General features: G+C 65.4%; 12 protein-coding genes. 8 read left to right on the top strand and 4 right to left on the bottom strand.

The features are described from left to right. Positions 1-3,750: protein kinase (locus SX243_10885; protein MDY7093464.1), on the bottom strand; the 3,750-nt coding region annotated here is incomplete at its 3' end. A gap of 336 nt (positions 3,751-4,086) precedes the next feature. On the opposite strand from SX243_10885, the gene SX243_10880 reads away from it, so the two are divergent. The 8 genes from SX243_10880 to SX243_10845 all read left to right on the top strand — a co-directional run bounded on the left by SX243_10880 (position 4,087) and on the right by SX243_10845 (position 10,321). Further along, a complete protein-coding gene (locus SX243_10880) occupies positions 4,087-4,824 on the top strand; it encodes a YebC/PmpR family DNA-binding transcriptional regulator (GenBank protein MDY7093463.1) in 738 nt (245 codons plus the stop codon). Between the two features lie 37 nt (positions 4,825-4,861). Beyond that, positions 4,862-5,368 carry a crossover junction endodeoxyribonuclease RuvC gene (gene ruvC, locus SX243_10875; protein MDY7093462.1) on the top strand — a complete coding sequence of 169 codons (507 nt, stop codon included), beginning with the start codon at positions 4,862-4,864 and terminating at the stop codon, positions 5,366-5,368. Between the two features lie 263 nt (positions 5,369-5,631). Continuing rightward, the gene (locus SX243_10870; protein MDY7093461.1) at positions 5,632-6,312 is read left to right on the top strand and encodes a MotA/TolQ/ExbB proton channel family protein; all 681 of its coding nucleotides are present in this window, start codon (positions 5,632-5,634) and stop codon (positions 6,310-6,312) included. Between the two features lie 176 nt (positions 6,313-6,488). Next, on the top strand, positions 6,489-6,944 hold the full coding sequence (locus SX243_10865; GenBank protein MDY7093460.1) for a biopolymer transporter ExbD: 456 nt from the start codon (positions 6,489-6,491) through the stop codon (positions 6,942-6,944). Positions 6,945-6,980: 36 nt separating this feature from the next. After that, positions 6,981-7,415, top strand: coding sequence for a biopolymer transporter ExbD (locus SX243_10860; protein MDY7093459.1), 435 nt, complete (start codon positions 6,981-6,983; stop codon positions 7,413-7,415). 19 nt (positions 7,416-7,434) lie between these two features. After that, positions 7,435-8,172 carry an energy transducer TonB gene (locus SX243_10855; protein MDY7093458.1) on the top strand — a complete coding sequence of 246 codons (738 nt, stop codon included), beginning with the start codon at positions 7,435-7,437 and terminating at the stop codon, positions 8,170-8,172. Positions 8,173-8,178: 6 nt separating this feature from the next. Next, a complete protein-coding gene (locus SX243_10850; protein MDY7093457.1) occupies positions 8,179-8,997 on the top strand; it encodes a DUF4388 domain-containing protein in 819 nt (272 codons plus the stop codon). Between the two features lie 160 nt (positions 8,998-9,157). Beyond that, complete coding sequence (locus SX243_10845; GenBank protein ID MDY7093456.1) at positions 9,158-10,321, top strand: tetratricopeptide repeat protein; 1,164 nt, start codon at positions 9,158-9,160, stop codon at positions 10,319-10,321. Positions 10,322-10,425: 104 nt separating this feature from the next. On the opposite strand, the gene SX243_10840 is transcribed toward SX243_10845, so the two are convergent. From SX243_10840 to gatB, 3 genes are read right to left on the bottom strand one after another with little or no spacing between them, the layout of a single operon-like run. Further along, the gene (locus tag SX243_10840) at positions 10,426-11,364 is read right to left on the bottom strand and encodes an ABC transporter permease (GenBank protein ID MDY7093455.1); all 939 of its coding nucleotides are present in this window, start codon (positions 11,362-11,364) and stop codon (positions 10,426-10,428) included. Further along, positions 11,361-12,248: a cell division ATP-binding protein FtsE gene (gene ftsE, locus SX243_10835; GenBank protein ID MDY7093454.1), complete on the bottom strand. Its 888-nt coding sequence runs from the start codon at positions 12,246-12,248 to the stop codon at positions 11,361-11,363. The genes SX243_10840 and ftsE overlap by 4 nt, the downstream gene beginning before the upstream one ends. Next, positions 12,245-13,750, bottom strand: coding sequence for an Asp-tRNA(Asn)/Glu-tRNA(Gln) amidotransferase subunit GatB (gene gatB, locus SX243_10830; protein MDY7093453.1), 1,506 nt, complete (start codon positions 13,748-13,750; stop codon positions 12,245-12,247). The genes ftsE and gatB overlap by 4 nt, the downstream gene beginning before the upstream one ends. Positions 13,751-13,853: the final 103 nt, after the last annotated feature.

Genomic DNA, 13,853 nt, shown 5'->3' with positions numbered 1-13,853 from the left:
CGGCTGAGCCGGAGCGGTTCGGGTCGCCACGGTGGCATCGCGGCGTTCGGCGGCGGTCGTCCGTTTCGCGGGCGGCTCTTTTGCCGCCTTGGTGGCTACGGGCTCTTGGACGGGCTCCGGAGGTTCTTGGGCCACTGCTTCTTGCTCAGCGGTGGCCTTTTTCTCGGTGGGCACTGCTGGCTCCTGGGCTGCCGGAGCCTGCTCCTTCGGGGCCTCGCCGGTCGACGCGCTACGCTCGGTGGCTTCCTCCGCCGGTTCGGATTTGAGGCTGTCCAGCTTTTCCTGCAGCTCTCGCTCGCGAGCTTCCATCTGCTGCTGGAGCCGTTGCTTCTCCTGCGCCAGCTGCTCAGCCTGGAGCTTTTCCATCTCTTCCCGTGCGAGGTCCGCGGCGGAGGCGGTCGTCGCCGTCTCGCTGGCGTTGCTCCCGGGGGCGGCGCCGTCCGAGGTGGCTCCCAGGGGAGAGTCGGGGGAGTCGAGCTCCTCGTCGCCGGCGTCCGGCAGGTCCCCGGCGGGGTCGTCGCCGCTCTCCGCCGGCAATTCCAGGCCGGTGCTGGTGGCGGACGGGGCCGCCGGCGGCTCGCTGCCCCCCTCGCCGCGGTTGGAGAGGAAGTAATACGCCGCAGCGGCGGCCAGCAGGGCGAGGATCAGGGCGATCCAGATCCACCGCTTGCTGCTGGCTTTCGGCGTTTCCGAGTCGGCGGACGGGGGGACGGCATCCACCAGAGGGCCGGTGTCGTCGTGCTTGGCGTCCCTGGTCTCCGGTGGGCTGATCTCGGACGGGCTGATCTCGGGGGAGCCGATACCGGGCTTCTCCGCCTTGGAGTCTTCGGCTTTGGGTTCCTCGGCCTCGAGGCTCTCAGCTGAGGGGCTTTCGGCTTTAGGGCTCGCGAGGGGGGAGTCCTTCGCCGCAGATGCCTCGGCTAGGGGCGCCTCTTCCTCCGGAGTCACCGGGATCAGTCGAGCCGCGGAGGGTGTTTCCGGTGTCGCATCGTCGGTGGTCTTCGGTGCTTGCGCTTCTCCAGACAGCGCGCCGCCAGCTTCCTGAGGCTCGGCGAGATCTTCGCTCTCCGGCTCCCATTCCGTCGGGGCGGGCACATCCGGGAGGTCGAGGCTCGGCGGCGGCCAGAGGTCGGCAGGGTCGGCTTCGCCGGCGGGAGCCGGAGCGGAGAATGCCGCCTTCGACGAAGGTGGTTCCGCTGGGGGCGTTTCCGGCGGCGCTGTTTCTGTTGGGGGCGGAGCCACTGGGGCGGCTTGGAGCCGGCGGATGAAGGCTCCCAAATCGGAACCCGTGGGCTTGAGACTCAGGCGATCCATCACGCCCTCGATTTCCTCGCGCATGGCACCGGCGGTCTGGAATCGATTCTCCGGCTTCTGCGCCACCGCGCGCCCCACCAGCTGATCGAGCTCTTCGGGGATGCTGGCATCCAGGGCTCGGGGAGTCCGGACCTCGCCGTTGCGTACCGAGTCGAGGATGGAGAGCTCCGAGTCGCCTTCGAAGAGGCGCTGGCCGGTGAGCATCTCGAAGAGGATGGCGCCGAGGGAGAAGATGTCCGAGCGGCTGTCCACGTCCTGGCCCCAGGCTTGCTCCGGCGACATGTACTGGAGCTTGCCCTTGAGAGCGCCCATCTGCGTCTTGCTGCTCTTCGCTACCGCCTTGACGATGCCGAAGTCGCACAGCTTGATGTCGCCCTCGTGGCTGATCAGGACGTTCTGAGGCGAAACATCGCGGTGGACCAGGCCCATCTCGTGGTCGTCTGCGTCGCGCTTGCGGTGGGCGTAGTCGAGAGCGCTGGCCAGGCGCATGGCGATGAGCAAGGCGAGGCCGGGGGGCAGAGCCATGCGCTTGCGCTGGGAGAGGTTGAGGAGGGAGCGCAGATCTTTGCCCTCCACGTATTCCATGGCGATGTAGTACTCGCTGTGGATCTCTCCCAGGTCGTAGATGTGGATGATGTTGGGGTGGTTGAGCTCCGCCGCCAGCTTCGCCTCGTCGACGAACATCTTTTCGAACTCTTCGTTCTCGGTGAGCTGGGGCAGGATCTTCTTGATCGCCACCGTCTTTTGGAAGCCGGCGACGCCATCCATGCGCGCCTTCCAAACCTCGGCCATGCCGCCCACGGCGATGCGCTCGAGGAGGGTGTAGGGGCCGAAGGTCTGCCCCGGTTTGGGGTCCACTCGGCCGCTGGGGACGGTAGGAATCTTCTGGGTGCTGAAGCTGCCCGCAAGCTCTCCCAGATTGGGCTCCGCCGGGGCCATGCTGCCAGTGCCCGTGCCGCTGTCGGGAGCGCTGGATGGGTACTCGAGAGGTTGCTCGCCGGTACCTGGGGAGGACGGGCTCTCGGTCGCTTCTCCATATGGGGCTTCTGCCTCTGCGGCCGCTGCAGCCGGGGCCGCCTCGTCCGGCGGGGCGCTTTCGGAGCTCGTCGGGCCTTGCGCTTCGGCGTGCTCGCCCAATGGAGTGATCTCCGCTGGCCGCGGCTCGGCTCCGGTGGCGCTCTCGCCGGGTAGGGGCATGTCGAAAGCGGAGAGCGGGTCCGCCGCAGCGTCGAGGGAGGGGGGCCGTGGCTCGGCTGGTTCGGCTGCTCTAGGCTCCTCGGGTGGTGCCGGTGGAGCTTCCGGAGCGGCCGGCGGCGGTGCCGGTGTCGGTGTTGGCGGCGTCACCGGTCGAGGGGGCTCGGTGGCGGGCGCCTCGGCGGCGGGTGGCTTGCTGGAGGGGCTGTCCGCCGGAGCCTGATCTGCCGGAGCCTGATCTGCCGGAGCCTGATCTGCCGGAGTCTGAGCTGCCGGTGCTTTGTCCGCTGGAGGCTTGGCCTTGGGGCGTTGCCGGGGCCCGAGATCGAGGCCGGAGAGGGTCTCGCTGAGCAGCTTGTCGACGTCCCCCAGCCCCGGATGGCTGGTCTTGCGCGGCTTCTTGGGCTTGGCGGGACTCTCAGCGCCGGCAGTCGTGCTGGTGGGGCTCTTGCTGCTAGTGCTCTTGCTGGTGGGGTTCTTGCCGCCGAGGCCCTCCAGGCCAAGGGCTTCCCGGATGGGCCTTTCCTCAGGCCCCCGAGTGGGAGTGGGCTTCGGAGGCGCCGGCTTCTTGCGCCGCGGACCCAGGACGCCGGAGAGGGTTTGCTCCAGCCGGCGATTGATGGCGTCCTCATCCTTGTCGCTCTGGGTGCTGGCGCTGGGTCTTTGGGCGGGAGGGCGCGGGGCGGGTGGCGTATCGGTGGTCGAGGGCGCGCCCGTCGGTGGCGGCGGAGAGGGTGCGGCCGCGGCCGGGGGTTGGGACGGCTCCTCGGGGGCAGGCTGAGAGCCGGAATCGGGATCGCTCTCCACCTCCAGAAGCAGGTCTCCGAAGATGTCCTCGGAGGTGAACTTCTGCGCCCGCGAAGGCTGCTGAGGCTTCTCCGCCGGTGCCTCTGCGGTGGCCTCCAGGGCCCGGATCACCGCCCACAGGGCGTCTTCCGAGATCGGGCGATGGAGAACCTGGTCGCCGGCTTTCATCGCCGCCTGCTGAACCGGCGAGGTGGGGTCGGAGACCAAGGCGACGGAGGCGGAACGGGCATTGCGGCGGCGAAAGCGCTGCAGCAGCTCGGTCCCCTTCTCCAGGCCGGCTTCCACGAACACCACGTCCGGGGCTTCGTCCTGAGGGAGCTGCATCGCCGCATCTACGTCGTAGAAGGGATGCGCTTGCCAGCCACCCTGGACCAACGCATGGCGCAGGCGCTCGGCGGTTTGCTCGTCGCGTTCGATGATCAGGAAGGAAGCCATCCCGGAGTCTCCAGGGCAAGAGATTGAGGTTGTTCTAACACCCCCCGCCCGGTGCGTCAAACGGCTGCAGGCGGAAGATTTTGATTCTACAGGTTTTAGCGCTCTCTGGGGCGGCTGGAGCCCCAGGCGCCTGGAATTCGGCGCCGCGGCTACTGTAGGGGGAGGCTGAGCGCAGGACCGGAATCCGTTACAATTCTACGTCTCGGCGGAGTCAAGCGAACATTGCGACCCACTCTCGACGGGCTTTCCGCCGAATCTCCGAGCTGCCTTGACGATATCGTCTCGTTCGAGAATACCGTCCCGCTAGCTCGATGATCCAAACTTCAGGAGCAGATCATGGCAGGTCATAGTAAATGGGCCAATATTCAGCACCGCAAGGCGCGGGTCGATGCGGCCCGCGGCAAACTCTTCACGCGCCTGGTCAAGGAGATTACCGTCGCGGCACGCCTCGGCGGCGGTGACCCCGACGGCAACCCGCGGCTACGGGCGGCGATCCAGGACGCCCGCAACAGCAACGTCCCCAACGACAATATCGATCGCGCGATCAAGAAGGGGACCGGCGATCTAGAGGGCGTGGCTTACGAAGAGTGCACCCTGGAAGGCTACGGCCCCGGCGGCGTGGCCATGCTCGTCGAGGCGGTCACCGACAACCGCAATCGCACCGTGGCCGAGGTTCGACACCTCTTCTCCCGCGCCGGCGGCTCCCTGGGGGAGAGCGGTTGTGTCGCCTGGATGTTCGAGCGCCAAGGCTATTTCGCCCTCGATCCCGAGACCATGAGCGAGGAGCAGTTCATGGAGCTGGCGCTGGACTTGGGCGCCGACGATATCGAGACCTCCGACGAGGCCTACGAGATCTACACCTCGGCCGAGGACTACATGCGCATCCTGGAAGAATTGGAAAAACGTCAAATCGCCGTGCAATCCAAGGACTTCGCCATGGTGCCCAACTCCACCACCGAGCTCGACGAGCAGAAGATGGCCTCGGTGGCCAACCTGGTGGACACCCTGGAGGAGCACGACGACGTCCAGAACGTCTGGTTCAACGCCGACCTCCCCAGCGACGAGGAAGAATGACCGCCGGCGTCTCATCCGGGATCCCCTCCGAAGCTCCGTGCTGATCCTCGGCTTCGATCCCGGCAGCCGGTATACCGGCTACGGCGTCCTGCAGCGCCGTGGCTCCCGCATCACCGCCATCGACCAAGGTCGCCTCGCCACCCCCCGGGGCGCCGAGTTGCCCCAGCGCCTCGCGTACCTGGCCAACGGTGCCGCCGAGCTCCTCGCCCGCCATGCTCCCGAGCTGGTGGCGGTGGAATCCACCTTCCACGGTCCCAACACCCGTTCCCTCATCGTCCTCGCTCAGGCCCGTGGCGTGCTTCTTGCAGAATCAGCCCGTGCCGGTGTCGAGGTCCGCGAGTACAGCCCGGCGGAAATCAAGTCCGCGGTCACCGGCAGCGGCAGGGCGCCGAAGCAGCAAGTGGCTCGCATGGTCGGTGTTCTGATGGCTGTGGACAGTCAGTCCTGGCCAGCGGATGCCGCCGATGCCATGGCGGTTGCTATATGCTGCGCGCGGCGCTACCGTATGGAAGGCCTAGCGGCGCAAAGACAGCCTCGGCGATGACCTCCAAGGGTTGTTTCAGGAGGCATGCAAGTGACTGGAAATAGGAGGCTTAGCCTCGTCCTGAAGGTCCTTGACCCTATTTTTTGCGCTGTGCTAACATCGCCGGGCTCAGTCCCGAGACAATGGCGGCAGCGTCGCGAGATCTTCCGTTGTTCTTTCGGAGGAGTTTGAATCAGGTGACGAACACCAGAGGCTTTATTGGGGCGCTGGGAACTCGATTGGCCTCGGATGAGTCTAAAGAGTCGTAACTAGGAGGAGTAACCGTGAACGGTGAGAATTTCCGGTTCTGGGAGTTGATGGATCAAGGCGGCGTGGTCATGTGGCTGCTGCTGATCATGTCGGTGATTGCTTTGGCGGTCATCGTCGAGCGTCTTTTCGCGCTCTGGCGTGCCAAGATCAATGTGAACGAGTTTTTGGCCAGGATCCGCAAGGCCCTCATCGTCAACCGCTCCGTTCGCGAGGCAATCAAGGTTTGCGAGCAGTACCGCGGTCCCGTGGCTTCGATCATGAAGGCCGGTCTGCTCAAGTACGGCCAGCCCAAGGACGAAGTCGAGAAGACCATCGAGAACGCCGCTCTCTTCGAGATGGGGCGCCTCGAGCGTGGTCTCACGGTGCTCGCCACCGTCGCCAACGTGGCTCCGCTGCTGGGCTTCCTCGGTACCGTTACCGGCATGATTCGCTCCTTCGACGCGCTGGCTGCGGCCGGTCTCTCCAACCCGGGCCTGGTGGCCAGCGGTATTAAAGAGGCGTTGACCACCACCGCCGGTGGTTTGGCCGTCGCGATTCCGGTGCAGATCATGTACAACTACTTCATGAGCCGGATCAACAAGTTCGTGCGCGACATCGAGACCGCGGCCAACATGCTGCTCGAGACCTTTGTCGAGATGGAGCGCAGCGGGATCACTCCGGAGACGGCTCCGGCGGCGCCCGAGAAGAAGAAGTAAGGAAGCCCGTGCTCTGCCCGCGCGTACCCTGACGGTGCGCCGGGCTTGCCGGGACCGCCCCTGGCCGTCGCCCTGCCGGCGATCGCCGCCCGCCGAGACGCTGAACAGCCGACGAGCTGCCCAGTCGATCGGCGGCCACGGTCAGGGACCCGTCAAACGAAGAGGTTGAGGAAGCGATGGAACTACACGCTCAAAAAGCAGTACCCCCGGTGATCCCCACCGCCTCAATGGCGGATATCGCCTTCCTGCTGATCATCTTCTTCATGGTGACCTTCACCATCGAGGTGGACAAGACTCAGGTGACCCTGCCGACGACGCAGATCCGGCAGGAGGTGCCGAAGAAGGCCGCGATGGTGTCGATCACCGAGGCGGGCCAGATCCGCGTCAGCGACGGCGAGCAGATGAGTGCACCGGTGCCCTCCACGGATGACGTGCTCTCCTTCGCGGCGGAGGTCATCGGCCGGGATCCGACGAAGGAATTCGTGCTCAAGGCCGACTCCAACACCCCGTACCGGGTCGTCGACGAGGCCATTGACGCGCTCAAGCAGGCTCAGGTGAGAATCATCTACCTGCTCTCCGGCGCCGAGACCGTCGACCAGCAGTCCGGAGACGCCGCCCCAGCCGGCAATTAATTCGCCCGGGAAATAGATCGAGAGGATATTGCAGCCATGAAACTGAATCCACGCCGGGTCAGCGACGAGATTCCAACGTCGTCGATGGCGGACATCGCCTTCCTGCTGATCATCTACTTCATGGTGACGACCACCTTCGCCGCCACCCGTGGCCTCGACTTCGCCTTGCCCAAGGAGGAGGATCAGCCGCCGGTGGTGGAGAAAGAGGAGTCGGTGCTGATCGAGATTCAGGCCAACGGTGAGTTGATGGTCGATCAGCGGCCCATGCAGCTCAGCGAGGTGCTGGACTACCTTGAGCCGAAGCTGGAAGTGAATCCCCGCAAGCCGGTGATCATCCGGCCGGACGGTAGCGCTCCTTATGGCGCCATGGTCGACGTTTACGACGAGCTACGCCAGGGGGCGGACCGCGGTGTCGAGGTCAAGAACATCTCAATCCCAACCCAGCGCGAGATCGACCGATTCTGGTATTGACGACGGCATAGGAGGCACCATGGCAGAGCAAACGAACAAGCCCGCGGCTAAAGGGAAGGGCTCCGGCAAGTCCATCAGCCAAGACGACGCGGCGATGGGCGGAGTCCTGACCTATATTCAGGAATCCCAGGAAGATCGGCGCAACTTCTGGATCGGCGTCGCCATCGCGGTCGCCTTCCACGCGGTGCTGCTCTTCACCTATCTCCCTAAGGCCGATGCGGACGACTCCGGCGAACGGGAAAAGCCGAAGGTCTACGTGGTCCAGCAGGTGCGGTTCCAGCCGCCCCCGCCGCCCAAGCAGCAAGAGATTCCCAAGCCCAAGGCGAAGAAGGTGCCGATTCCGGATCCGACTCCGGACGAGCCCGAGCCCATCCGACTCGAGGAAGAGATCGAGCCAGAGATGGAGCTGCCTGACACGGACGTGATCTTCGACATCCCCGACGGTCCGCCGCCGGCGGAGCCCACTGGGCCGATTCACGTCGGTGGCGACGTTTCCGCCCCGGTCAAGATCTCCTCTCCTCCGCCGCAGTACACCGAGATCGCTCGCAAGGCGCGCATTCAGGGCGTCGTCATCGTGCAGGCGATCATCAACAAAGACGGTCGGGTGGAGAACGTCAAGGTCCTCAAGGGTCTGCCCATGGGCTTGGACCAAGCGGCCGTTGACGCGATCAAGAAGTGGAGATTCGAGCCGGCGACGCTCAACGGGAAGCCGGTGACCGTCTACTACAACCTGACGGTCAACTTCACGCTTCAGTAGCAATTCATGGCCTTCCAGGGGTCGCTGAAAGAGCTGCCGCTCCCGGATATCATCCAGCTGGTCTCGGTCTCGGGGAAGACCGGAAAGTTTTCCCTGACGAGCGAGGCCGGCGAGGGTGAGATCCATCTGCAAGACGGCCGCATCGTCCACGCCTTCAGCGGCAAGCTGGAGGGCGAAGAAGCCGTCTACGAGATGGCCGTCTGGCGCGACGGCGACTTCGTATTCGTGCCTAGCGAGACCGCCGGTGTTACCACCATCAACAAGTCCAACACGAACCTGTTGATGGAGGCGGCCCGGCGTCTCGACGAATGGCAGATTCTTTCCAAGCGCATCCCCTCCACGGGTCTCGTCCCCGTCTTCACCGACGATTCATCGCGCACCTCGGTTTCGCTGACACCCCAAGAGTGGATGGTGATCAGCAAGATCGACGAGCGGCGCACCATCGACGAGTTGGCCATTGCCATTGGCACCAGCCCGTTCGAGGCGAGCAAGCTCCTCTACGGCTTGATCACCTCCGGGCTCATCCGGCTGGAGGAGACCTTCTCTGGCATTCCCATCAAGCGCCTCAGTCAGCTCAGCCTCGAGGAGAGCGAGCAGCTCAGCCGTCAGGTGCTGCAACTCGCTCAAGGATTGATGCAGGATCAGCTGGATGCGGGTGAAGTGGAGAAGATTTCTCGGTTGTATCGAGCAGAGGTAGAGTCGGGCCGCCAGGTCGATGCGCTCATCGATTTGATTCGTTCCCTGGAGAAGATGGTTTCCACCACCTCCGGACCCAATCGATCGAAGGAGCTTCTGAGTAAGGTGGCAGATTTCTTGCAAGCCTAAGAGAGTCCAGGAGAGATCCTGTGCGTGCCCGTCGAATTTTGGGCGCGCGCCTCGCTCGGAGCCAGCAGCCGGGAACCCTCGAAAAGTTCCTCAAGGTCAGCTGATCACCGGCCGCCAATCCAGCGGGGAAGCCCATGATGATTAGAAAGGAGACGGAAGAATGCGCAACAAGCTGACGGCCCTGTTGGTCGCCACCCTGGTTTTGGGTGCACCGAGCCTGCTGCGTGCCGACTGGGAGACCGGGGTGGCCGCATTCAAGTCAGGGAATTACACCGCTGCAGCTCAGGAGTTTCAGACGATCACCGAGCAGCATAAGGATTGGCCCGACGGCTACTTCATGCTCGGCCAGGCTTTGAACAAGTTGAATCGGAAGCAGGACGCCCTCAACGCGTTCCGCCAGGCTTACGATTTGAAGCCCAACGACACTCGCTATCAGCTGCAGTTGGGTAACTCCTACGTCCAGAACAACCGGTTCCGGGACGCTGCGAGCCTGTTGACCAAGATCGACGAGGGTAGCCTGAGCGGCAGCCAGAAGCAGATCTACCACAAGCTGCTGGCCGTCTCGCTGGACAAGACCGGCCAGGCCGGGGCCGCCCTCGACGCCCTCGCCAAGGCGGCTCGCTCGAACCCCAACGACGCTTCGGTGCAGTACAACTACGGCGCCGCCGCATTCAATGCGGGCCGCACCGCCGATGCGGTGAACGCGCTGGAGAAGGCGGTCCGCTTGGACGGCCGGGACACCACCAAGCGCCGTGCCTATGTCGATGCCCTGATGCGCAGTGGTCGCGAGACCCGCGGCAGCGGCAAGCTCGGGGTTTACGCCAAGGCCGCGGATGCGGCCAAGGCCCTGGTGGCGGCGGACCCGAGCTACGACAACTTGATGAAGCTCGGCGAGGCCCAGCTCGGTGCCAAGCAGTACACCGAGGCGGTGCAGAGCTTCAATCAGGCTGCCAGCAAGAAGTCCAACGAGTGGATTCCGCACTTCTACATCGGCCAGGCTTCTACCGCCCGTCAGGAGTACACCAAGGCCGAGCAGGCCCTGAAGCAGGCTCTCCAGAAGAGTCCGCCGGCGAAGGATCGCCAGCGCGTCCAAAAGCAGCTGGGCTTCGTGTACGAGAAGCAGAAGCGCTATGACGAGGCGATCGACTTCTACAACCAGGCCGGTGATGCGGCAGGCGCGCAGCGCGCTCGCGAGAACCGCGACATCAACGCTCACAACCGTGAGGCCGAGGCGGAGCAGCGAGAGTACGAGGAGCTGAAGGCCGCCGAGGAGCGCCTGAAGAAGGAGCTCGAGGAGCTCGGCACCGAGCCGCCTCGGTTCTAGGCTCAGCGCGGCCTAGGAGAGAAAGACGGGGAGCTTCGGCTCCCCGTTTTTTTGTGCGCGCCGGGAGGGCGCCGGTGTCCCCTCCAGATTACAGAGCCCAGGCCTCAGGGGCTCTCCTGGCTCCACTCCGGGCTCGCCTCGGTAGGCGCGCCGAGGCTCTCCCTGCGTAGCGAGAGTACCGCGCCCCCCAGCCCCGCCAGCGCACCCAGGGCAATGAGAAAGAGCTGCTGCCCGAGGCCGAGGAAATCGCCCAGCAGCAAACCTCCCCATACGGACCGCGCCGCCTGAGCCACCGCCAGGGCATGGGCGCCGTAGAGCGCCGCCACCGCCAGCACGCCGCCTACAAGCCCCTGGAGCAGTCCCTCCAGGTAGAACGGCCCCCGGATGAAGAACTCCGTGGCCCCCACCAGGCGCATGATCAGGATCTCTTCGTGGTAGAGATAGGCGGTGAGCCGAATGACGCTGGCGATGGTGAAGACCGCGGCGCTGAGCAGCACCGCCCCGAGGCCCAAACCAATGCCCCGCCCCACCGCCACCAGCGCTGACAGCTGGGCCAGCCAATCCCGGTCATCGTCCACCATGTCGGTCACCGGGTGGTCTTCGATCTCCTCGATCCAGCCAGAGAGGGTCCGGGAGTCGGTGGCACCGGCGTCGAAACTGATCTCCAGTGATCCTGGCAGCGGCTCCTCCTCCCAATCCTCCACCAGCTCCTGGAGGCTGGGGAAGGAGCGCTGAAAGCGCCGGCGGGCGGTGGCGGCGTCGACTTCCTCCACCCCCACCACCCACGGCAAGGCCTCCGTCTCCCGGTGGAGCGCCGCTACCTCCTCCGGGGTGGCTTGATTGTCCAGATAGAGGACGATCTTGGCCTGCGCCTGCCATTGATCCACCAGGCTGGAGAGGTTGGCGGTGATCAGCATCAGCGCACCGCCGACGAAGAGGCTGACGGCGATAGTGAGCACCGCCAGGGTGCTGACCTTCCAGCTGCGCACCAGGCTGACCGCGGCTTCATGAAGAAAGTATCGAAGCGCCTGCAGGATGTTCACGTAGCGCCGTCCTCCCGCGGGCCCACCGCGTCCACCGTCGTGGGATGGAGCTCCCCAAGGTCCGCCTCCGGGGTGTCCCCCCCGTCGGCTCCGGCGGCCTCGGCTCCGGTCGCCACGGCATCGGGCGCTTCTGCATCGGAGGTATGAGGCTCTGGGCCTTCGGCGGCGGGGTCCGTCTCCTGGGCTGGCTCCGGTAGATCACCGAAGGGCCGCGGATTGTCCAGCACCATGTCCCCCACCAGCTCGCCGCCGTCCAGGCTCAGCACTCGTTGCCCAAAGCGGTGGATCATCTCCCGGTCGTGGGTGGCGATGAGCAGGGTGGTGCCCCGGCGATGGATCTCGAAGAAGAGGCGAAGGATCTCCTGCGAAAGGTCCGGGTCCAGGTTGCCCGTGGGCTCGTCAGCGATGAGGATCTCGGGTTCGTTGATCAACGCCCGGGCGATGGCCACTCGCTGTTGCTCACCGCCGGAAAGCTCCAGGGGAAACGCGTTGAGGCGGTGGGCTAGACCGACCCGGCGAAGGGCCTGGAAGGCGAGCTTCTTCTGGCCCGCGGCGTCGACCCCCAGAATCCGCGGCAGATAGGTCACATTCTCGAAGACCGTCTTGCGGGGGATCAGCCGGAAGTTCTGGAACACGACGCCGATGGTGCGCCGGAGGTATGGAATCTTGCGAGTCGGGATCGACGAAACGTTGCGGCCGTTGACCACGATCTGTCCGTCGCTGGGCATTTCCTCGCGAAAGATCAGCCGCAGCAACGTCGTCTTGCCGGCGCCGCTGGGGCCGGTGAGGAAGACGAATTGACCCCGTGGGATGTCGAAGGACACCCGGCGTAGGGCCGCCTGACCCCCGGGGTAAAACTTGCTCACGCTGAAGAATTGGATCACCCCTGATCCTCCAGGTTCGGCGCCCCCGAATCCAGCGCCTCCTCCGCGAGGGCTGCCCGCAGGGCCTGAACCAGCCCCTGGGGATCGGCGCGGCCACCGGAAAGCGCCAGGGCTTGGCCGACAAAGAAGCCCAGTACCTGCTGCTTGCCGCCGCGGTATTGGGCTGCCTGGGCTGGATGTTCGCGCACCGCCTGCCGAGCCCACTGTCGCAGCTCACGGGGATCGGCGACGCGGCCCAACTGCAGCCGCTTCAGGGCCTCCGCGGGAGCCTCTTCGGTTCCCCAGATCTCCTCCAGCACCGTCTTGGCGGCGGTGCGGGAGAGGCTGCCCGTGGCCACCAGCCGTACCAGGGCGGCGAGATCCTCCGCCGAGAGGCCCGCGGTGGGATCCTGATCCCGCTCCCGTGCGACCCGCAGCAGATCCCCTCCGAACCAGGCCGCCAGATCCGTCGCCTCCGCGGCGGAGTCCAGGTGCTCCCAGGCGGCGGAGAAATAGTCCACCCAGTCGCGCTCGGAGCTGATCAGCCGGGCATCCGCCGCCGGCAGGCCCAGATCGTCTTCGAGCCATCGCTGGCGTTCCCAGGGCAATGGTGGCAGCTCCCCACCGAGGCTCTCCAGGCGCTGCGCAGGAATCTGCAGCGGCGGCAAGTCCGGGTCGGGGAAATAGCGATAGTCCATAGCCTGTTCTTTGCCCCGCAGTCGGCGGGTGACGCCCCGACGCGGGTCGAAGCTGCGAGTCTCCTCCTCGATCCCGTGCCCCGCCTTCAGCCGTCGGCGCTGGCGCCGGATTTCATACTCCAACGCTTTGGCTACGAAGCGGAAGGAGTTGAGGTTCTTGATCTCCACCCGGTTGCCATACGTTTCCGCCCCCCGGGGCCGTAGGGAGATGTTGGCATCGCAGCGCAGGCTGCCTTCTTCCAGGCTGCCGTCGCTGCTCTCGGTATAGAGCACCGCGCGGTGCAGGCTCCGGAGGCAATCCTGAGCTTCCTCCGGCGAGCTCAGCCGAGGCTCGGTGACGATTTCCACCAGCGGCACGCCGCAGCGGTTGAAGTCCACCTGGCTGATCGCAGTCTGCGACCGCGACTCTCCCTTCACCGTCGCGGAGGAGGTTCCGTGAACCAGCTTCCCGGCGTCTTCCTCCAGATGCAGCCGCTGCAACGGGATCGACCGCCGCTCCTGGCTCAGAGGGATTGCTCCGCCCCGGGCCAGAGGCTCCTCATGCTGGCTGATCTGGTATCCCTTGGGCAGGTCCGGGTAGAAGTAGCTCTTGCGCGCGAAGGTGGAACGTTGGCGCACCTCACAACCGAGGGCCAGCGCCAGCCGTGCCGCTAGCTCCACCGCCCGCAGATTGGTCTTGGGGAGCGCCCCGGGATAGCCCAGGCACACCGGGCAGACCCGGGTGTTGGGCTCGCCACCATAGCGGTTGGGGCAGCGGCAGAACATCTTTGTCTCCGTGCGCAGTTGCACGTGGACTTCCAGCCCGATGACCGCCTCATAGTCCATGGTCGAGCTAGTGTAACCCAGCCGGCTGCCGCTCTCGCTTCTCGTTGGGACCACAAGGCCTAGTGGTCTGTTGACCGTCGAAGCGCCGGACGGAGGATAGAAT

Source organism: Acidobacteriota bacterium (assembly GCA_034211275.1).
Lineage (GTDB): Bacteria > Acidobacteriota > Thermoanaerobaculia > Multivoradales > JAHZIX01 > JAGQSE01.
This window is presented reverse-complemented; position numbering and strand designations above follow the sequence as displayed.